The sequence below is a fragment of the Pseudomonas sp. genome, from assembly GCF_036404235.1.
Classification (GTDB): domain Bacteria; phylum Pseudomonadota; class Gammaproteobacteria; order Pseudomonadales; family Pseudomonadaceae; genus Aquipseudomonas.
In genome coordinates, this window is the sequence record NZ_DASWOT010000203.1 from 1 (window position 1) to 21,858 (window position 21,858).

Annotated in this window: 16 protein-coding genes and 1 tRNA gene; 16 read left to right on the forward strand and 1 reads right to left on the reverse strand. The window is 59.7% G+C overall.

The window, feature by feature from the left end:
- The 7 genes from VGC62_RS25380 to VGC62_RS25410 all read left to right on the forward strand — a co-directional run.
- Positions 1 to 7,216 (forward strand): putative Ig domain-containing protein (locus VGC62_RS25380; RefSeq protein WP_331189829.1); only part of this gene is annotated, 7,216 nt, incomplete at its 5' end.
- Positions 7,217 to 7,236: 20 nt separating this feature from the next.
- A complete protein-coding gene (locus VGC62_RS25385; RefSeq protein WP_331189830.1) occupies positions 7,237 to 8,919 on the forward strand; it encodes a TolC family protein in 1,683 nt (560 codons plus the stop codon).
- On the forward strand, positions 8,909 to 9,676 hold the full coding sequence (locus tag VGC62_RS25390; RefSeq protein WP_331189831.1) for an efflux RND transporter periplasmic adaptor subunit: 768 nt from the start codon (positions 8,909 to 8,911) through the stop codon (positions 9,674 to 9,676). The genes VGC62_RS25385 and VGC62_RS25390 overlap by 11 nt, the downstream gene beginning before the upstream one ends.
- A complete protein-coding gene (locus tag VGC62_RS25395; protein ID WP_331189832.1) occupies positions 9,673 to 11,025 on the forward strand; it encodes an efflux RND transporter periplasmic adaptor subunit in 1,353 nt (450 codons plus the stop codon). Before VGC62_RS25390 ends, VGC62_RS25395 begins: the two co-directional genes overlap by 4 nt.
- A gap of 3 nt (positions 11,026 to 11,028) precedes the next feature.
- Positions 11,029 to 13,188, forward strand: a complete 2,160-nt coding sequence (locus tag VGC62_RS25400; RefSeq protein WP_331189833.1) for an HlyD family efflux transporter periplasmic adaptor subunit — start codon at positions 11,029 to 11,031, stop codon at positions 13,186 to 13,188.
- 115 nt (positions 13,189 to 13,303) lie between these two features.
- Complete coding sequence (locus VGC62_RS25405; RefSeq protein ID WP_331189834.1) at positions 13,304 to 13,912, forward strand: biliverdin-producing heme oxygenase; 609 nt, start codon at positions 13,304 to 13,306, stop codon at positions 13,910 to 13,912.
- A gap of 88 nt (positions 13,913 to 14,000) precedes the next feature.
- A complete protein-coding gene (locus tag VGC62_RS25410; RefSeq protein ID WP_331189844.1) occupies positions 14,001 to 14,405 on the forward strand; it encodes a YbaN family protein in 405 nt (134 codons plus the stop codon).
- Positions 14,406 to 14,517: 112 nt separating this feature from the next.
- On the opposite strand, the gene VGC62_RS25415 is transcribed toward VGC62_RS25410, so the two are convergent.
- Positions 14,518 to 14,594: transfer RNA gene (locus VGC62_RS25415), tRNA-Pro, on the reverse strand.
- A gap of 337 nt (positions 14,595 to 14,931) precedes the next feature.
- Between VGC62_RS25415 and VGC62_RS25420 the strand changes: the two genes are divergently transcribed.
- From VGC62_RS25420 to VGC62_RS25460, 9 genes are all read left to right on the forward strand, one after another.
- Complete coding sequence (locus VGC62_RS25420) at positions 14,932 to 15,792, forward strand: ParA family protein (RefSeq protein WP_331189835.1); 861 nt, start codon at positions 14,932 to 14,934, stop codon at positions 15,790 to 15,792.
- 1 nt (position 15,793) lies between these two features.
- Positions 15,794 to 16,549 (forward strand): hypothetical protein, encoded by a 756-nt coding sequence (locus tag VGC62_RS25425; RefSeq protein ID WP_331189836.1) that lies wholly within the window; start codon positions 15,794 to 15,796, stop codon positions 16,547 to 16,549.
- Positions 16,546 to 17,250, forward strand: coding sequence for a DUF2786 domain-containing protein (locus tag VGC62_RS25430; RefSeq protein WP_331189837.1), 705 nt, complete (start codon positions 16,546 to 16,548; stop codon positions 17,248 to 17,250). The genes VGC62_RS25425 and VGC62_RS25430 overlap by 4 nt, the downstream gene beginning before the upstream one ends.
- Entirely contained in the window at positions 17,247 to 18,593 is a 1,347-nt protein-coding gene (dnaB, locus tag VGC62_RS25435) for a replicative DNA helicase (RefSeq protein WP_331189838.1), read from the forward strand. Before VGC62_RS25430 ends, dnaB begins: the two co-directional genes overlap by 4 nt.
- On the forward strand, positions 18,590 to 18,928 hold the full coding sequence (locus VGC62_RS25440; RefSeq protein WP_331189839.1) for a hypothetical protein: 339 nt from the start codon (positions 18,590 to 18,592) through the stop codon (positions 18,926 to 18,928). The genes dnaB and VGC62_RS25440 overlap by 4 nt, the downstream gene beginning before the upstream one ends.
- 1 nt (position 18,929) lies before the next feature.
- Positions 18,930 to 19,361 (forward strand): hypothetical protein, encoded by a 432-nt coding sequence (locus VGC62_RS25445; RefSeq protein WP_331189840.1) that lies wholly within the window; start codon positions 18,930 to 18,932, stop codon positions 19,359 to 19,361.
- A gap of 661 nt (positions 19,362 to 20,022) precedes the next feature.
- The gene (locus tag VGC62_RS25450) at positions 20,023 to 20,265 is read left to right on the forward strand and encodes a hypothetical protein (protein WP_331189841.1); all 243 of its coding nucleotides are present in this window, start codon (positions 20,023 to 20,025) and stop codon (positions 20,263 to 20,265) included.
- Entirely contained in the window at positions 20,258 to 20,509 is a 252-nt protein-coding gene (locus VGC62_RS25455) for an Arc family DNA-binding protein (RefSeq protein WP_331189842.1), read from the forward strand. The genes VGC62_RS25450 and VGC62_RS25455 overlap by 8 nt, the downstream gene beginning before the upstream one ends.
- Before the next feature lie 2 nt (positions 20,510 to 20,511).
- Positions 20,512 to 21,858: ParB family protein (locus tag VGC62_RS25460; RefSeq protein ID WP_331189843.1), on the forward strand; the 1,347-nt coding region annotated here is incomplete at its 3' end.

Consider the following 21,858-nt stretch of genomic DNA (forward strand, 5'->3'; position numbering starts at 1 on the left):
CCTGGCCTCGGCCACCGAGAACACAACCTACAGCACCACGCTCGACAGTACCCTGTTTCATGATGCCGACAGCGTTTACGGCGACACTCTGACCTGGGCAATCACAGGTCTGCCGGACGGCCTGACCTTCGACGCCAGCACGCTGACCATCACTGGCAGCGCTGCGACACTGGGTAGCTATACCGTAACTGTGACAGCCACTGATGCATTAGGCGCCACGGCCAGCCATGACCTGACATTGCGGATCATCAGTGAAGCCGAAGCCAACAACCAGACACCACAGATCACTGCCGACGCCAACACCCTGAGCTACTCCAGCGACGGCACCCTCAGTGGCTACAGCTATTTCGTCAACAGCATCACGCTGGCTGACGATGGTTCAACCCTGATCCTCGCGGGCAGCACCAGCAACAACGGCAATGGCACCAGCTACCTGAATGTTTACAGTCGCGACACCACGACCGGGGTACTGACCCTCAAGCAGACCTTTACCCAAGGCACAGTCGACGATGGCAACGACGCCAACGGTATTGAAGTCGACGGCCTGAGCGCGGTGACCTCCATCAGTTTCTCGGGCGATGGCAAACAACTTTATGTTGCTGGCTACACGTCTACTGGCAGCAGCAGTGCCTACACACTCACGGCATTCAGCGTCGATAGCGACAACGGCACACTGAGCCTGATTGGCAAGGTGGCCGACATCGGTGAGAAGGTCATCGAAATTAGCAAGTCCGAAAATGGCAAGACGCTGTACGCCCTTTCCACTACAAGCATCTACGCCTATACCGTCGACAACGACGGTGCGCTGACCTTGCTCGGCACCTACAGCAACAGCTACAGCACTGCCGTGGCTCTGCAAATCGATAACGATGGAACAGTGTATGTACTGAGCAGCTCACTGCTAACAGTCTATACCGCGTCAACCGACGGCAGCCTGGTCTATGCAGGGCAACTGACACGCTCCGGTGTCACGCTGACGTATAGCGACAGCGCAGGCGCGAGCACTGTCATTGCAACCCTCAGTAACCAGAACGCGTTCAACGGCGCCAAGTCGCTGGCCGTGTCCGACGACCACTATATTTACACGGTCACCTCGAACGGCTTCCTGACCACGCTCCACTATGATGCCGACACCAATAGCTTGACCCTAGTCAATGCTTCGGACGCCTACACAGTCCTCTCACAGTACCCAACCAGCGTCACACTGTCGGCCGACGGCACCGCGTTGTATGTCGTGGGCGGCGCCAGTAGCAATCTCGCCATCTACACAATCGGTAGTGACGGCACACCTACGGTGGCGCGAGTCATCAGAATGGGAGGCGGTGCGACCAAGCTGGCTATCAGCGCCGATGGTGAGTCGATCTATGCGGGCACCAACGTCTACTTTTCGGCCGCCCTGCGACTGCTCAGCGCCAGCGGTACAAACATGGCGTACGTCGAATCCAATTCAGTCAACCTGACCGAAAAGCTGGCAATCTCCGATACCGATTACGATGCCCTGGCGGGTGGCACGGGCAACTACAACGGCGCCAGTATCACCCTGGTGCGCTCCACCGGGGCCAACGCCAGCGACAGCTATGGATTTACCTCAGCCAACGAGCTGACACTGAGCAATGGCGTGATCTATCTGGACGGTAATGCTATCGCCAGTTTCAGTACTGAGGCTGGCAAGCTGACCATCACGTTCAGCACTGACGTCACCAGTGCCACCGCCAATCAGGTGCTCAAGCAGATCACCTATACCAATACCAGCAATGACCCTGGCAACAGTATCGTCCTTACGCTGTCAGTTGCCGATACATACTCCGCAGCCTCCACCACCTTGCTGCTGACAGTCAGCACCCTCAACGATGCCCCGACGCTGACCAGCAGCAACGCAACCGTGACTTACAGCGCTGGCGGCAATGCGATCAAGGTGTTCGACGACACGGCAGTGTCGACCATTGAAGCCGACCAGACCGTGACCAGCCTGACCCTCACCGTCGCCGGGCTCGTCGACGGCGCCAGCGAAACATTGAGCCTCAACGGCACCAGCGTGGCACTGACCGACGGCACCAGCGTCACGGGCACCCTTGACGTCACCGACGGCGCAACCACCACGACCTACAACTTCACCGCGAAAGTCGTCGTCAGCGGCACCACCGCCACAGTGACCATCACCAGCACCGGTTTGCCCTCTGCGGCCGCCGCCGCGCTGGTCGACAGCATCGGCTATGCCGACACCAGCAGCGCCACCGCCGGCACCCGCACCATTACCCTGACCGCAATCAAAGACAGCGGCGGCACCGGCAATGGCGGCGTCGACACCGCCGCCCTGAGCATCGCCAGCACGATCAACGTGATACTGGGCAACACCGCGCCGACGCTCAGCGCGAACGGCAACACCACCCGCTACGTCGAGAATGCGGCCGGTGTGACGCTGTTTCGCGATGTCACCCTGAGCACCGGCGAAACCGGCCAGGCCGTGGCCAGCCTGACCCTGAGTGTGGCCGGTGTGGCCGATGGCAGCAGCGAAGCCCTGACCGTTGACGGCACCACCATCAGCCTGGTGGCCGGCACCGGCACCACGAGCCACGGTTACAGCTACACAGTGACCGTCGAGGGCAGCACTGCCACGCTGGTGATCGCCAGCAGCAGCGGCATGACCGTCAACAGCGCCACCGCGCTGATCGCCGACATGACCTACAGCAACAGCAGCGAAGACCCCACCGCAGGTAGCCGCAGCGTCACCCTGAAAAGCGTGAAAGACGACGGCGGCACGGCCAACGCCGGTACTGACAGCACCGCCCTGGCCATCGTCGCCACCATTGATGTGGTGGCCGTCAACGACGCACCCACCTTGCAAGCCAGCGCCCAAACCGTGGCTTACAGCACATCAGGCAGTAGCGTCGCCCTGTTCAGCGATGTCGTTCTCAGCGCCGTAGAAAGTGGTCAGGCCATCAGCACCGTCACGTTCACGATCACCGGCGTCGTCGACAGAAACAACGAAACCCTGACCGTAGATGGCACGCGCGTTTCTCTGGTTGCCGGTTCCGGCAGCACCAGCCACTACAGCTACCGGGTGACCGTGAGCGGCGACACCGCCACCGTGGTCATCACCAGCACCAGCGGTATGGCTGCCGACAGCGCCGCGACGCTCATCGAGCAAACCACCTACGCCAACCTGAGCAACACCCAAACCGCCGGTGTACGCAGCATTAGCGTGAGTGTGCAAGACAACGGTGGCACTGCCGATGGCGGTAGCGACAGCACCACGTTGAGCACCAGCGCAACACTGGCCGTGGTCAGCAACTCGGCGCCAGTGCTCAGCGCCGACGCCGACTACAACCACCTGGCCGTGAGCGAAAGTCTGACCCACATCAGCGGCCTTGATGACATCGCGGCCAGCGCCCTGAGCAGCGATGGCAGCTACGTCTATGCGATCAGCAGCAGCGGCACCGTCGCAGTGCTCAGCCGTAACGTCAGCAGCGGCGAGTTACTGCTGCTGAGTACGCTGGACAGCGGCGTCGACAGCGCCTCGCAACTGGTCCTTAGCAGCGATGGCAGCAAGGCCTACGTGCTGGGCAACGATGGCAACAGCATCGCCGTGCTAACCCGTGACAGCAGCGATGGCAGCCTCACTCCGAGCCAGATCCTGAGCACCCAAAACGTGGTCGACCTGACCGTGGCTAGCAACGGCGGCGCGCTGTATGTCGTGGACGGCAACTATTCCGGGTTGCTGGTCTATACGCTTGACAGCAGCACCCAACAATACGCCTTGAGCCAGAGCATTGCCGCGACAACCAGCGCGGCGCCCTACCTGTTTTCAGCTGTGGACGTGGAAACGGTAGGCGATTACGTCTACGTGGTCACCGACCCGGTCGCCACCACCGTGGCCAACACCCTGATCGTGTATCACATCGGCAGCGACGGCCAGTTGAGCGCTGTCGGCTACCTGCGCGACGGCCAGACTGTCGACGAAAGCACCGTCGATATGTCCAGCCCGGTGGATGTTGCCGTAAGCACCGATGGCAGCGTCATCTATGTCGCCAGCAGCACAGGTGTGGCGGTGTTCAAATTCGACGCCAGCGCAGGCACCCTGAGTTACCTCGGCGCCCTGAGCAACTTGGCCAATGTGACCGATATCGCGCTGTCCAGCGACAACGGCACGTTGTATCTGACCTCCGCCGACGGCAGTGTCAGCCGCTACAAGATCGACGGCGCGACCTTGACCCTGCTCGATAGCATCGATAGCAACAGCAACGCCGCCCTGGCCGGCGCCAAGGCCGTGGTAAGCGCAGCCAACGGTACGGTCATCGTCATCGGCAGCGGCGGGTTGGTCAGCCTGACCGACTCACTGGCCGATGAGTTCGCAATCAGCTACACCGAGCAGCACAGCGCGCAACTGGCCGACATGCTCACACTCAGCGACGCCGACTACGACGCCATGGCCGGTGGCGTCGGCAACTACAACGGCGCGGTCATCACCCTGGTGCGCGAAAGCGGCGCCAGCAACGACGACACTTACAGCCTGGCCGAGGGCAACGGCCTGACCCTGGTCAACGGGGTGATCTACCTCAATAGCAGCGCCATCGCCAGCTTCAGCAGCAGTGCCGGAGCGCTGACGCTGACGTTCACCAGCGACGTCAGCAGCGCCACCGCCAACGCGGTACTCAAGCAGATCAGCTACGCCAACACCAACGACGACCCCGCAGCGACGGTACGCCTGACCCTGGCCGTCACCGATGGCTATGACGTGAGGACAAGCACGACTTTGGTGCTGGGCGTTACGACCATCAATGACGCCCCCACCTTGACCACCACGGCGGCAAACACGACCTACACCGAAGGCGACGGTGCAACGAGTCTGTTCAGTGACACGACCCTCTCCACCACCGAAAGCGGCCAGGCAATCAGCGCCCTGACCCTGACCGTGTCAGGCCTTGGCGATGGTGCCAGCGAAACCCTGAACATCGACGGCACGGCCATCAGCCTGGTGGCTGGCAGCGGCACCACCACCAGCGGTTACCACTACACCGTGACAATAGACGGCAAACTGGCCACCGTAATCATCAACGGCGACAGTGGGATCGCCGCCAGCAACGCCGCCGCCCTGATCAACAGCCTGGCGTACGCCAACAGCAGCCAGTCCCCTACCGAGGGCGCCCGCGCCATCACCTTGACCAGCGTGCAGGACAACGGCGGCACGGCCAATGGCGGTAACGACACCCGCGCACTGACCCAAACAGCGACCGTGACAGTGATCGCGGTCAACGATGCGCCCATCCTGACGTCCAGCCCCGTCTCACCCACCTATGTAGAAGGCGACGCTGCGGTGGGCCTGTTCAGTGACACCGATATCTCCACCGTCGAGGCCGGGCAAAGCATCACCGCCTTGACCCTGACCGTAGCCGGTGTGAGCGATGGCAACGCCGAAACCCTTACTGTCGATGGCACCTCCGTCGCACTGGTCAACGGCAGCGGCATCACCAGCAGCGGCTACGCGTACAGCGTCAGCCTGAGCAACAGTGTCGCCACGCTGGTGATCACCCGCAGCGCAGGGATTGCCATCGCCGATGCCAACCAATTGGTCAACGGCCTGACCTACGCCGATACCGGTCGTGATGTCACCGCGGGGACACGCACCATAACCCTGGCCTCACTGCAGGACAGCGGTGGTAGCCAGACCTCATCGCCCACTATCTCTGCGGTGGTCAACGTCGCCGCAGCCAACGACGCCCCGACACTGACCGCCGTCGGCAGCCGCACCGACTATGTCGCAGGGGGGACCTCGGTGCCGCTGTTCAGCGACGCTCAGGTGTCGACCCTGGAAAACCAGCAGGCCATTGCCGCGCTGACCCTCAGCGTGTCCGGTATTACCGACAGCGCCGAAGCACTGGAGATCGACGGCTCACGCGTGGCACTGACCAATGGCGACACGCTCACCACCGCCGGCGGCTTGCACATCACCGTCACGGTCGTCGACGGTCGCGCAACGGTGTCGATCACCAGCAGCTCGGGCCTGAGCGTGCAAAACGCACAAAGCCTGATCAACACCATGAGCTACGTAAACGACAGCCCTGTTGTCAGCGTCGGCGCGCGCACCGTGACACTCAACGCCGTACGGGACAATGGCGGGAATGCCAACGGCGGCGTCGACACCAGCGTGCTCAACATCGCCGCCACCGTCAGCGTGATCAACAGCGCGCCTGAGCCGGGCACCGCTGACGCAGCACTGGCCAGTGCCACAAAAGACGTGGCGTACAGCACAACGTTGGCCAGTAACCTGTTTAGCGACATCAACGGCGACGCCCTGAGCTGGGCCGTGCAAGGCTTGCCCGAGGGCCTGAGTTTTGACGCTCTGAGCCACACCCTCAGCGGCAAGGTCAGCACGGTGGGCAGCTTCAGTTTCACCGTGACCGTCACCGACAGCGCTGGCGCTTCTACCTCGCGCGTCCTGACCCTCGATGTGCTGTCGGCCAGCGCCCGGCCCACGGTGTTGATCGACCAGCGCAACAGCTTGCAAGCCTCGCTGCCCCACCTGCCCGCCTTCGCCGAGCGAGCCTTTGACGGCCCGGTGTTCGCCAGCCTTGACGCCATACGTGCGCCGATCCCGACCATCGAAAACGACAACAGCAGCCGCTACGCCACCCGTTTGCTGCCCGATCAAGACGCGCTCAACCCCACGACATCGCTGACCGAGCAGTTGGTACAAACCGATGACGTGTACACCGACAGCCCTGCACGCGAGGCCGGGAGCGACTTCGTGCGCGTTGGCAACACGCAGGTCAGCCAGGTAGAACCCACCGTCGACGGCAGCCAGACCGTGACCCTGAAAGTACCCACACAGTTGCCCGACGGCAGCAACGTTACCCGTATCAGCCTGGGTAACGGCTTGCCGCTGCCCAACTGGGTGCGTTTCAACCCACGCACCGGCCAGTTGCAGATCGACCGCAGCCATCTGACGCGCCAAGGCAGCCTGAACCTGACCGTGATTGGCCGCGACACCGAGGGCAAAGAAAGCAGGACGGCACTGCAAGTGCGCAGCGACCAGCGACCGGCCGGCGAGCCCCGCACCCACTCGACACCTGCGCCGCAGCGCGAGCACGCCGAGCCATCAGTGCCTGCGCAATTGCGTCAGGCAGCGCCCAGCGCATTACTCGATGACGCACGCCATCTGCTCGAACAACTCAGCGGCCTGAACGACCAAGCTGCCCCCGTACGCACGACTGCCTAAACATCCAAGGACCGCACGACATGAAGAACAGCAAAAACCAACGCATCGAACCGCGACTGTCCCTGCGCCTGGCCATCGCCGTGGCAGCCGTGGGCCTGTCCGCATGCGCGATAAAGCCCGAGCCGGTGAGCCTGGAACAGCAACTGGCCGACACCGTGGCCGACCAGCGCGTAATGTTCGACAATCAGGAGCCGGTGACCCGCCCGATCAGCCTCGATGAAGCCATGGCACGGGCCGTGAAATACAACCTGCAACAACGCCTGGGCCTGATGCAGCGCGCCCTCGAAGACAACATGCTGGAAGTGACGCGGCTCAACATGCTGCCGCAACTGGCAGCCAGCGCCGGATGGCGCGGGCGGGACAACGTGGCTGGATCGTCCAGCCAATCGGTCACCACCGGCGAGCAATCACTGGAGCCTTCGACCAGCACCGATCGCTCGTCGCGCGATGCCCAACTGCGCCTGTCGTGGAACGTCCTGGATTTTGGCGTCAGCTATTTCAGCGCCAAGGCTCAGGCCAACAAGGCCCTGGCAGCTGAGGAAGCGCGGCGCAAAGTGGTGGCCGATATTGTCCAGCAGGTGCGTGAAGCTTACTGGCAGGCGGCGAGCGCTGAGCGTCTGCGCCCCGAGTTGCAGACCGCGCTGGGCGATGCGCGCGCGGCCTTGGTGCAGGCGCGGCAAACCGAGAAACAACGGCTGATGGCGCCCGTGGAATCGCTGCGTTACCAGAAGACGCTGCTGGAAATGATCCGCCAACTGGAAGTGGTCGATGGCGAGCTGTCCATCGCCAAAGCGCGGCTGGCCGGCTTGATGAACCTGCCGCCCGCCACCCAGTACAGCCTGGTACTGCCGGACGAGAGCGGTTATACCAAGCCGTTGCTCAACTATTCCCTGGCCGACCTGGAAACCACCTCCATGGTCAAGCGCCCGGAAATCCGCACCGAGACCTATCAGGCCCGCAATGCAGTGCTGGAAACACGCAGCGCGATGCTTAAGTTGTTGCCTGGGGTCAGCCTGTTTGCCGGGGCCAACTACGACAGCAACAGCTACCTGGTCAATGATCAATGGGCCGATACCGGCATGCAGGTGAGCTGGAACCTCTTCAACGTGCTGGCCTATCCGGCCGTGAAGAAAGCGGGCGAGACCCGTCTGCAAGTGGCCGAACTGCGTCGCCAGGCCATGCGCATGGCGGTGCTGACTCAAGTCAACGTGGCTTGGCGCGAGTACCAACGCTCCAGTCAGGTATTTGAAAGCTCCAACGAATTGCAACAGTTGCAGCGCGGCATCCTGCGCCAAAGCGAAAGCGCTTATGCAAGCCAGGCCCAGAGCCGTCTTGAACGAGTGCGCACAGCGACCGAAACGATATTGACCACCCGCACTCGTGACCGCAGCTTCGCCGAAATGCAGGTTGCCTACGGCGCGGTTTATCAGGCGGCCGGGCTTGACCCGCTGCCCGAGCGCATTGCCGGCGCCAGTATCATCCAGCTCAGCCAGGCCATTGCCAGCAATGCCGTGCGTCTGTCCCAAGGCCAGGGCGCTATCCCCGCCGGCATCGCCAGCGTGCAAGGGCTCCCGGTGCCACTAACGATGGCCGTAGCCAGTGCCGGCCCTGCCACTGGCACCCTGCGCGTCGATATGTGGGACAGCCTGGGCTCGTTGCGCGGCGCCGAAGTGGTGCCGTTGGAGAACGTCAATGCCCGCTAAGCCGACGCCAGCCGCTCAACGCTGGTCTGCGTTGTTCGCCATCCTGATCGCGGTAGCGGCGGCCCGCGCCAATGGCGCCGAGGCGGTCGGTGAGCTGCGGGTGCAATTGAGCCCGATCCGCCAGACCACGCTGTCCAGCGAGATCGCGGGCAAGCTCACCGAGCTCAACGTCAAGGAAGGCGACCACTTCGAACAAGGCCAGCGCCTGGCGGCGTTCGACTGCTCAGTGCAGCAAGCGCAACTGGCGCGCAGCGAAGCCGCCCAACAAGGCACACAGAAAAAACTCGACGTGGCAAAAAAGCTCGATGCCCTGGAATCCATCAGCCATGCCGATGTTGCCCAGGCTCAGGCTGAAACGGCCGTGGCACGGGCTGAAAGCGGCGTGACCCGTGCCGTGTTGCAACGCTGCGCGATCATTGCGCCCTTCGCCGGGCGAGTGGCCCAGCGCAAGGCTGAACGCTGGCAGCACGTGGCCGAAGGCACCGAGTTGCTGGCCATCTACGATGACAGCGCCTATCAGCTTGAGTTGATCGTGCCGTCGGACTGGCTTGGCTGGCTGCACGCCGGTCAGGACTTTCAGGTGCAACTCGACGAAACCGGCCAGCAATACGCCGCGCAAATTGAACGGCTGGGCGCAGCTATCGACCCGCTCAGCCGGTCTATCAAGGTATTTGCCCGAATCACCGGTGACACGCGCCAGTTGCTGCCCGGCATGAGCGGCGTGGCCTTGCTCAAACCGCCAGCGGTGGGTTCTTGAACGCCGCCGTGCCGTTGCGCGGGGATCGTCGCGCCGAGTGCATGGCCCTGCTGTTGCAACTGGAGCGACGTGCCCGCGCCCAGCCTGACCTCCTGGGGCTGGGCTTTTTGATGGTCAACGACAGCCGTCAGTTATTCGATTATCGCCAGGCCCTGCTGTGGAATGCCGACAGCCAGCGCATCGAGCAGTGTTCAGGTCTGGCGCGGATTGAGCCTGACGCGCCGTTCACGCTGGCGCTCAAGCGCTGGTGCCAAGCCTGGCGCAACGAGCCGGGGAGCGAACGGATTAAGGACCTGCGCGCCAACGACCTGTCCGCTGACGAGCAGGTCGAGTGGCAGGAGTACCTGGCTGAACATCTGCTATGGGTTCCCTTGTGCAATCGCCAGGGCAAATTGTTGGGCAGTTTGTTGCTCAACCGCGATGCGCCGCTGCAAATGCATGACCGTGCATTGCTGGAGTTGCTGCAAGACGCCTACGCCCATGCGTGGAGCAGCCTGGTTGTCCAAGGGCCCAAAGCTGCGCGCTGGTCAACCCTGAAGCCAACCCGATTGGTGCTGGGCGGATGTGCTGCGGCACTCGTGCTGGCAGTGCTGCCGGTCAGCCTCACAGTGCTGGCCCCGGCAGAAGTCATCGCCCGCGACCCAGCGGTATTGCGAGCCCCCTTGCAGGCCGTGGTGGAGCGTATCCTGGTGCAGCCCAACCAAACCGTCAGCGCCGGTGAACCGCTGGTGCAACTGGACCGTCGTGAACTCGACAACCGTCTGGAGTCAGCACGCCAGACAATGGCCGCCGCCGATGCACAATTGCGCCAGACGCGCCAACAAGCCCTGTTCGATGAACGCGCCAAGGCCGAACTGGCCGAATTGATTACCCGCCGCGACCAGGCGCGCAGCGACGTCGACTACCTGGAAGGCAACCTGCAACGCACCCTGATCGTGGCACCCCGTGATGGTGTTGCCATCTTCGACGACCCCAGTGACTGGATCGGCCGACCGGTGTCGCTGGGTGAGCGCATCATGCAGGTGGCCAATCCCCATGACGTGCGCCTACAAATCCTGCTACCAGTGTCCGACGCCATCACCCTGGCGCAAGGCGCCCAAGTGCGCCTGTTCCTTAACAGCCAGCCGGGCAGTCCTTCGGCAGCCACCTTGCAGCAACTGGGCTACCGCGCCTCTGCCCAGCCCGACGGCACGATGACCTACCGCCTACAGGCCAATTTCGACACCAGCGACCCACAACTGCGCGTCGGCCTCAAGGGCACGGCCAAGCTCTATGGCCAGCGCACCTTACTGATCAACTACCTGTTGCGCCGGCCACTGGCCGCCTTGCGCACCCATCTGGGCTGGTAAAGCATGAGCGTAACCGTCAGTGAACGGCCCGTCAGTGCAGGCGCGCTACCCGTGCCACACCCTTTACCGATCCTACGCCGCACGCTGCGTCTGTACCCTGGCCCGCGCCTGCGCGATGGATCGCCCAGCTGGACCCTGGAAGACCCGGCACGTTCCAGCTTCTACCGCATCGCCTGGACAGAGGCGGAAATGCTCGCACGCTGGCATCTGGGCAATGCCGCACAGGTCGCGGCGGCGGTGGCGACCGACACCACGCTGGCCCTGGAAAGCGAGGACGTAGAGGCCTTCGCCCAGTTTCTGCGCGACATGCAATTGGTCGAGTTGAGCGGTGACCCCGCACTCGACACTCTGCGTCGGCGTCATCAGGCCCGGCGCAGCAGTTGGGCTGGCTGGCTGCTACAGAACTACCTGTCGATCCGCCTGCCACTGTTGCGCCCGGACCGCTTTCTGGCCCGCACACTGCCGCGAGTACGCCCGCTGCTGGGGCGTGGTTTTGCGTTGATCTCCTTGGGCGCAGCCTTGCTCGGGCTGTATCTGGTGGCCCGTCAATGGGAGACATTCGTCCACACGTTCCTGCACTTTTTCAGCCCGGAAGGCGCGATGCTGGCAGCCGGCACCCTGGTGCTGACCAAGACTCTGCACGAGTTCGGCCATGCCTATGCGTGCAAGCTGCAAGGATGCCGAGTACCCACGATGGGCGTGGCCTTTCTGGTGCTGTGGCCGGTGCTCTACACCGATGCCAGCGGCGCCTGGCGCTTGCCGCAGCGGCGACAACGGTTGGCCATCGGGGGCGCGGGCATGCTCGCGGAAATCTATCTGGCGGCCTGGGCGACACTGGCGTGGACCTTCCTGCCCGACGGCCCGCTTCGCAGTTGCGCGTTCATCCTGGCCAGCACCAGCTGGATCCTCACGCTGGCCGTCAACCTCAATCCGCTGATGCGCTTTGATGGCTACTTTTTATTTTCCGACCTGCTGGACGTGCCCAACCTGCAGCAACGCGCCTTTGACCTGGCACGCTGGCGCCTACGCAAAACCCTGTTCGGCCTGAACGACCCGGCCCCCGAGCATTTCGAGCCCTGGCTGCGCCGGGTATTGCTGGGCTACGCCTTCGCGACCTGGGTCTACCGTTTCTTCCTGTTTCTGGGCATCGCTCTGCTGGTCTATCACTACGCCTTCAAACTGCTGGGCATTGTCCTGTTCGCTGTCGAGATCGTGCATTTCATCATGCGCCCCATCTACAACGAACTTCGCCACTGGTACCAGCGCCGCAAGGACTACCGCATGAACCGTCATACCCTGATCAGCGGCGCTCTGTTGCTGGCCGCCATCATCCTCGCCGTACTGCCCTGGCGTGGCCGCGTCGAGGCGCCGGCCCTGCTGCGCGCCGAACGCCAAGCCAGTCTGTTTGTTCCCGTGAGCGCTCGTTTGGAACGCATGGACGCAATAGATGGCCAGACCGTGCATAAGGGCCAGACGCTGTTCCAACTGCAATCACCACAGCTAGCCCACGATCAGGAAAAGCTCGACCGCGACATCGCATTACTGCGCGAACAGGCCAGCTTGCAGCGCCGGGCCGCCGACGACAACGCACGGCAGGCGGTCGCCCAGCAAGAGCTGCAATCAGCGCTCAAGCGCAAGGACGCACTGGCTCGCCAGGCCGCACAGCTACAAGTGATCGCCCCTTTCGACGGGACGCTGGTGGACCTCACCACTCCACTGGCCGTGGGTGAATGGCTACAGGCCGGCGAAGGCCTGGCCACCGTGGTCGCGCCCGATCAACCGCTGGTGGAAGCCTTTGTTGGAGAACGTGATCGCGAACGCTTGAGCATCGGTGCCAACGCATGGTTCTACCCCGAAGACCCAAGAAGGCCGAGCCAGTCGCTGACAGTAGAAGACATCGGCCAGACCGCCGTTCACAAACTGAGCTCAGCCCCAGAACTGGCTTCGGTATACGAGGGCCGCATTGCCGCGCAACTGGACGAACAGCATGTGCCTGTACCAGAACAGGCGTTGTATCGCGTGTTACTGCGACCACAGGCCACCATCGGACAGGGGATCACGGCGCTGCGGGGCAGTGTGTCGATCCAGGCGCAGGCACGCAGCCCATTGGCGCAGACCGCGCGTGAGGTAATGGCTGTGTTGATCCGCGAATCGTCCTTTTAACCGGGCGCCATTGCGCAACTGCGTACCTTAAGGACATTTAATGGAGCCACGCTTGTGGCTTCCCCGAGCGCCTCCTAAGGTGGGCGCATCACTTTGAAAAGGAAAGCCACAGCCCATGTCCACTCATGCTCGCGACCAACACACGACCTTGCGCTCTCAACGCCTGAACCAAATTACCCATGAGCCCCACGCCAAACTCGATACGCTGGTCAAGGCCAATGCGCCGTTCGACAGCATCGGCAGCTTTTCCCGTTTCGTGGTGGCCCAGTACCTGTTCCAGTGGGAGTTGATGCCGCTGTATAACACCCCCGCCCTCATCGCAATCTTCCCCGCCCTGCCTTCACGCTGCCGCGCAGCGCAAGCCAAGGCCGACCTGGCTGATCTGGGCACCGAAGTGCCTGCTCCGGTACCCGGTGGCATGGGCCAACCTGGTTTGGCAGAAGCACTGGGCTGGCTGTTCGTCTCCGAGGGCTCAAAACTGGGCGCGGCCTTCCTGATCAAGCGCGCAGCAGCCTTAGGTCTGAGCGAAAACTTTGGCGCCCGTCACCTGGGCGAGCCCGAAGGTGGACGCGCCGAAGGCTGGAAACAGTTCGTCCGCATTCTGGACGGCCTGGAACTGAGCACCGAAGACGAAGCAGCCGTCGACAAAGGAGCGCTCGCCGCTTTCAACCGCTTTACCGTGTTGTTGGAAAAAGCCTACGAGGTGGTCGCAGAGCCGATTTGAGCGTTTATGGCCAACTTGTTCGCGCTTGTGGTCATCGCAGTCTTTCGCTGCCGGCGGCTCGCGCCAACGGCCCTACATGATCGAAACCATGACTAACCCTGCCCTGCCTTCTGCGAAACTGACGCGATGGCTGCTGTCAAGCCTGGCTTATGTCAGCTTGGCGATCGCCTTAATCGCCCTATTCGTCCCTGGCCTGCCGACAACCGAATTCGTGCTGCTCTCGGCCTGGGCAGCGACAAAAAGCTCACCGCGACTAAGCGCCTGGCTGGAGAACCATCGGCTGTTCGGCCCCAGCCTGCGCAACTGGAGAAATGGCGGGGTCATCGCGCGTCGGGCGAAAATCAGCGCAACACTGGGCATGCTCTTGTGTGGTGGCCTGATGCTCGGCCTGATGCCTCACCACTGGACAATGTATTGCGCGCTTGTCGGCATGGCGTTAGGCAATCTCTGGATATGGTCTCGACCAGAAACACTCGCCCCCTGTAATGGGTAGCAAAGGTCAACAGAGCGGAGAGTTTTTCCAGCGCAAACAGATCGTCCAGGCGGGTTGCACCCTGCCTGGCGCACACAAAAAAGGCGCCTATTAGGCGCCTTGATTATGAATATGGTCGGGGTAAGGGGATTCGAACTCCTGACATCCTGCTCCCAAAGCAGGCGCGCTACCGGACTGCGCTATACCCCGGATGGAACTGCCAGATGGAAAATCTCCACACTAGACATATGAACACTGGACTTGAATCATAAAGCCCGGCATTCCAAACATTTTGCATATTGGCCTCAGTTAGATACTGATGCCGTTTGCAAACAGACAGATGAACGCTAGAAAGCTCGCCGAACTGCCTAGAGACCTTCCATCACTGGAAAGGCTCACTGAAAATGGTGGGTCGTGTGGGATTCGAACCTACGACCAATTGGTTAAAAGACAATTGGTTTTCTAACTGAACGGCAGCGGCTTACCTCTGATAAGAATCTGACATTCATTCCGCAGCTTCTAATGTCCCCATTAGAGGCTTCAAAAAATGTTCGTAACTTCAATGTTGTCCACCAAAGGTGGTGTGGGAAAAACCACCACAGCCGCCAATCTCGGAGCGCTCAGCGCCGATGCTGGCCTGAGAACTCTGCTCATGGACATGGACCCTGTCCAGCCTTCGCTGTCTTCTTACTACCCAATGATTCAGGAAGTGGAAGGTGGGATATTCGATCTGCTTGCACACAACCAGACCGACCCTGCGAAGATCATTTCGCGCACCAACATCCCTAATCTGTCGCTCATTCTGTCGAATGACCCGAACAATCAGCTTATCAGCTTACTGCTCCAAGCACCCGACGGACGGTTGCGTCTGGCTAACCTGGTCAAAGCATTTGCGGGCCAATTTGACCTCATCCTGATAGACACCCAGGGCGCACGCAGCGCAATGCTTGAAATGGTCGTGCTGGCATCCGATCTCGCCATCTCACCGCTGCCGCCAAACATGTTGAGCGCGCGCGAGTTCAATCGCGGCACGTTGCAGATGCTCGAAGGCTTGCGTCCCTACGGACGCCTAGGCCTCGACATCCCCCCGATCAAAGTCGTCGTTAACTGCCTCGATCAAACCAACGATGCGCGCTCCATCCATGATGCGATCAGAGACACGTTCGAAGGCAATGCGGAGATCGAGGTCCTGAAAAGCACGATCCCCGCCTCCGTAGTCTTCCGGCAGGCCGCTACCAGCGGTACGCCGGCGCATCGCATGGAATACAAGCAGCCATCCAATCGCAGAGCCCCCAGTGCTTTGAGCATCGTGCGGGATCTGGCCATCGAGCTTTTTCCACAATGGCGTGATCGCTTTGAGGCTATGAGTGAGTCGGCTGTTGAAGCCCTCGTTAAGGGTGGCCGCTGATATGGCAAAGTCGGCTCTCACAAATGCCTCCGGCATTACCCCGGAGTTGATGCACAAACTCAACGAACAATACAACTCAAAGGTATTGCGCTCGACTCAGACGAAGCTCACTAGCACATCACGTGAGCTCCGTAATTTAAGCTCAGGCTTCAAAATGGGCGGCGGTTTGATTGGCCGACTCGGTGACTACTTGACTGGGGAACAGCGTGAACTGCTCAAACAGGCCGCTGAGCTCCTGGCGTCAGTGAATGCTCATGTCGAGCACGCAAAAGAAAAACGTGTCCGCGTAGAGAAAGCGTCTAAACGCCGACAAGAGGCTCGGAACGCAAGAGCTAAACAGCTGATTGCTGCTACATATCCTCTGCCCATGGAGGGCCTGGACCAACATATTGAGCTCCTCAGAACGGCACTTATTTTCAACCGCACTGGCGCACTGGATGGGTTCTATCTCCCCAGCGAGTTCAATACCCAAGTCCGAAGCACTCTAGCAACGCCGTTTAGCAGATTGATAGGTTGGACCAGCCTAACCGCATATCGATTTAGCTACATCGGCTCGCTTCGTTGTCAGCTCATTGAGGCGCTGACTAACGACATCGCCTATGACGATGGATCTGATGTGGAAGATCGGCTAAATGCGCTGCAGTCGAAATTCCGTGAGGAGCGTCTTAAAGCCGAACTCACAGCTGAAGAACAGGAAACCCTCAGACTCTGGGCAGAAGCTCTGGCATCTCAGGCAAAACCTGAGGTGCAGCCATGAGTATTGATCGCCAAAGAATCATCGACAAAGTCATCAAATGCTTTGCGCTCGCGCGCTCTGAAGGCGCTTCGCCTAACGAGGCAGAAACGGCACTTCGACAAGGCCGCAAGCTCATGGAGCAGTATCGACTCGATGACCAGGAAATTGATGCTCATCAAGCGTGCGAATACTGCATCTCCACTGGCACTCGCCGTAATCCAGCGGGTTGGTTGCATAGCCTTGCCGACGCTTGCGCTAAAGCGTTCGATTGCGACTACCTCGCGTACCAGGCGCGACCCGCAGACTGGCGATTCAAGTTTATCGGGTTGGGCGTATCACCAGAGCTGGCCAGCTACGCGTACTCAGCACTGCATCAACAATTGATTGCAGCACGGCGTCAGCATGTCTCAACTCTGACGCGCTGTAAGCCCGCCACAAAAAGACGCCGAGGGCTCATTTTTGCGGAGGCATGGATCGCAGCCGTCAGTGTCAGCGTGCAGAAGTTCGCTGGCCATCAAGTGCCTGAGACCCTGCGGATCATAGGTGCATACTTCAACTTGCATCACCCCGGCTTAACCGTAACGGAGTCAAGCCGCACACACGCCAAAGGATACGATCTCAAATCTCAAGAGCAGGGATGGCTGCATGGTTCTGCAGCAGCATTACACCGAGGTGTTAGTCAGCAAGTCCAAGCTCCGACAAGAATCGGAGGTGGGCTATGAACATTGCGGACCTTTCCCCTCCCCACTCCATCGAAGCGGAACAGGCTGTTCTTGGCGGGCTGATGCTCGACAACGCAGCTTGGGATTTAATTGCAGACCGGATCACGGCGGATGACTTCTTCAAACGCGAACATCGGCTGATTTTCAAGAGCATTGCCGCGCTTGCTGAATCAAACACACCGTTCGACGTAGTCACAGTTTCGGAGTCGATGCCCGATATTGCCGAAGCAGGCGGACTTGGATACTTGACCGAGGTCGCTAGAAACACGCCTTCGGTAGCCAACATCCAGGCGTACGCAGACATCGTCACCAATCGCTCGCACCTGCGTAAGCTCATTACGCATGGGTACGGGTGCGCACGCGAAGCGTCAGACCCTCAGGCCAATGCTGTGATCGTCCAGGACATCATAGAGCAACAGCTTTTTGCGCTGGGCCGGGGTCATCAGACCGCCGACTTTGTCGACGTGAATCACATGCTCTCCCAAGTCGTCGACATCATTGATGTTCGCTTCAACACGGGTGAATCAGTGACCGGCGTACCCACCGGGCTCTCAGATCTGGATGAACTCACCGGCGGGCTACAGCCAGCCGATTTGATCTTGCTGGCTGCCAGGCCATCGATGGGCAAAACGAGTTTGGCGCTCAACTTCGTCGACGCTGCTTTGCAGAAGGACCCCAGCTCTACCGTTCAGATCTACAGCCTGGAAATGCCAGCGCAAGCTCTGATCTTCAGGCTACTGGCCATCCTGGGGCACCTTGATTCACAGAAGCTCATCCGAGGCCAACTCGAAGACGAGGATTGGCCGAAGCTGTCGTCTGCGGTCCACCGCATCAACAGCTATGGCGAGCGACTGGTGATCGACGACTCAGCAGGATTGACGCCATCTGCGTTGCGAGCACGCGCTCGCCGTGCAACTCGGCGGTTCGGAAAGCCCGCATTAATCATGATTGATTACCTGCAGATGATGCAGTGCCCTGGGCAAGAAAACCGCGCTAACGAGATAAGCGAAATTTCTCGCTCGCTTAAAGCGCTCGCAAAAGAAATGGATTGTCCGGTGGTTGCGCTATCACAGCTCAACCGAGCACTTGAACAACGTCCGAACAAACGTCCGATCAACGCTGATCTTCGGGACTCAGGTGCGCTTGAACAGGATGCAGACCTGATCCTGTTCGTTTACAGGGACGAGGTTTACAACGCGGCAACCGAGCACAAAGGCATTGCAGAACTGATCCTAGGCAAACACAGGAACGGCTCAATCGGCACTGTAAGAACCGCATTTATCCCCCAGCACACCCGTTTCGTGAACCTTTCAGCCAGCACTTGGCAAGGAGGCCGTGTATGAGCGCCTGCGCAATCACTTTTCAGATTACCCATCAATGTCGTAACTGCGGTCAGCATCACCCGGCCCAGCGAGTACTTCAGTCGGGCATAAAAAAATCAGAGTGCCCGCTCTGCCATAGCACCGATGTCGTCGAACTGGAGAGCACCGAACTCGATGTCAACTCGGAGGCAATAACCCAGAGCTGCGTCGAGTACACAGTCGTGTTTCGTATGGAAGATGGTCATCAATCCAAGCGCGCTTTTATGCGCACGCTGACCGAAACGTTTGCCGACCATAACGTGGAGATCGTTGAGATTCATTCCGGTAACACGCTGCGCGCCGCAGGAGGTCAGTGACATGGAACTTCATCACAGTACCGAAGCAGACTTGCCAACTCATACTCAACGTGACCGTGAGCGCCTGCGCATTGAAAGCGCTATGGCCGAGTACCTCAAACTAGGTGGCAGCATTCAGGAAGTGGAAGCTACTCATCGGGCCAGCAAGCAAGCCTTCGTGATCAATACAGAGAAAGCCGCGAAGTTACTTTCTGAGCAGCCTGGTGAATCAAGCTCGAAGCAACCACCAGCAACTAAGAAAGTTGAGTTCGCACACTCCATCAGCGATGTCGACCTCTCACGTCTACTTAAAGCCCACTGCTTGGCAGGCAAGTCCCTGGCAGATGCGGCGGCAAAGCTGAACGAAACCGTGAAGCGCTGCGAGGACCTTGCTCGACGCTATCAGATCCCATTCCGCTCACGCGCCTTCTGTAAAAGGAGTGCCCAGTCATGACCGGATCGATACGTCAGCAAGCTTTAGAACTGCACCCACACATGGTGAGAGCGCTCTTGAATGGACACAAGACAGTTCATCGTGAACCTATCAAACCCTCTACTCCGACTTGCCGACAGTTTCCGCATGTTGGTGATCACCTGTGGGTCCGCGAGCCCCACTTTATTAAGGACTATAGAGGCGGGTCCGTTCCAGAAGCAGAAAGGCCCAAGTGTGAAGTTCTTTACCAGGCCGACTGCAAACCTGTATGGAAAAACCCCGAGGGAGTCGATCGCTGGAGATCGAGCACGATCATGCCGCGATGGGCATCACGCATCGTGCTTCTAATCACGAATGTTCGCACGGAGGCACTGCAGGACATCAGCCACGAACAAGCGGTAGCAGAAGGCATTCTTGCTGTTGCTCAGAATGCCCAAAGCACCCGACAGTTTTGGCGAGACTACCGCCTCAGTGGCGACGGATCATCTTGCGTGCCGAGCGCCCAAGAGTCATTTAGCACACTGTGGAACCAAACCAACGAAACTCAAGGGTGGCAGGAAAACCCTTGGGTGTGGGTCATAGATTTCGAAGTTGTAGAGATTCGAGGCGTTCCTACGCCACCTCCAAAGACGCTCCACGTCATAAATCAGCGCTCGGCTGACATGCATGAGGAGCTAAGGTCATGACAAACGTCACTGTACCTCTTCGCGGTGCGAGCAAGGGCTTGCAGGACCTGGCCGATTTCGCAATTTCCCAAGGATGGGTCGTCTGCCTTACACGCGGTGGCCACGTGAAGTTTAGCAAGGGCGGATGCGCCTCGATCTACACGTCCTTTTCACCAAGCGACCACAGAGCCGGCCTGAACGCACGCGCTCAACTTCGTCGTGCCCAGAGTTCAAGCCATGCAGGAGAACCCCATGTTTAACACTGAAGTTGTGCGCATTCGTGAAGAAGAAAAATTTGTGGTTCGCCTGCCACCAGGCATGCGCGCCCGTATCGCCGACGAGGCCAAGGTCAGCAAACGATCAATGAACTCCGAAATAATTAACAGAATGGAGTCCAGCCTCGACCTTGAGAGAGAAGTCACAAGACTCAAAGCAGTGATCGATGCGCTGTTAGGTCAGCCGAGCGAGATCAAGTCTGCGCACACCAATGAGGCGGGGCATTAATCATGGCTGCGAAACTTTCTCCCGAAGAACTATCGGGCAAGCTACTTCAAGGGTCGTTTCATAGGACCGGACCATCTGTTGATCGCTTGGCGGATCCTATCGCGGACACGCCAATGGTGTTGACCATAGACGAGATGTCAGCGTACGAGAAAAACCCTCGCACAGTGCCCAACGTCAAGTATCAGGAAATCAAGGACTCCATTCGTCAGCGTGGCTTGGATCAGCCACCCGCAGTAACGCGCAGACCTGGTGAGAAGAACTTCATCATTCGCAACGGCGGCAACACCCGCCTTACCATTCTCAGGGACCTTTATAGAGAAACAGGCGATGAGCGCTTTTACCGGATCAACGTTCTATTTCGACCTTGGGACGCTGCTCGCGGCGAGATCATTGCTCTAACAGGCCATCTCGCTGAAAACGACCTGCGCGGCTCACTGATGTTCATCGAGCGGGCAGTAGGTATAGAAAATGCACGCGCAATATATGAGCAAGAATCCGGAGAAACTGTATCTCAACGGGAGCTGGCTCGGCGATTGTTAGAAGACGGATATCCAGTTTCACAATCCCACATTAGCAAGATGCAGGAAACCGTTCGCTGCCTGCTTCCAGTGATACCTGCAGTTCTCTATTCGGGCCTGGGTAAGCACCAAGTTGAGCGCTTGCTGGCCCTCCGAAAAGCAGCATCTCAGACATGGCAGACGCATAATCAGGGTAAAAACCATATCACTGACTTTGAGACTTTGTTTCAGGACGTACTTTCTCAGTTTGATGGTGAAGCCAGCGAGTTTGTTTACGAGCGTGTTCAAGATGAACTGATTAGCCACATGAAATCAGGTACTGGTTTGACGTACGAGCAGATTCTGTTGAACGTCAGCGAGAACCAGACGCAAGCGCGCCGGTCGACCTTGATTGACCCCCCCATAAACGCTCCCCAACCAACTCAGCAAGCCCCTGCTAGCACTCAGACGCAAGGCGGCATCCTGAACCAACAACAAGATTCAACTCTGCAACAGCGGTCCACTAATGGACCTGATTCAGAGTTCTCACAAAGAAATACCAAACCCGCTGACCCGCTTGCAAATCCTCACACCGCACCCAGTCATCTGACAGAAGAGGAGCGTGCAGCCAAGATAGAAGCGCATGTAGTGACACCGGTTTCTACGACCGACCGTGTATTCGACGTGAAGCGTCAAGTCGCTGCGCTGGATGGCGAGATCCTTCCGGATTTCAAAGCAAACGCCTTGGTATCTATCCCAGTGCAGGCTGGAGGTCTCTATCCAATTTCGGATGTCTGGTACATAGAACGGGTCTTAGACCAGCCAAATGAGCTGCGTCTAGTGCTATCTCAG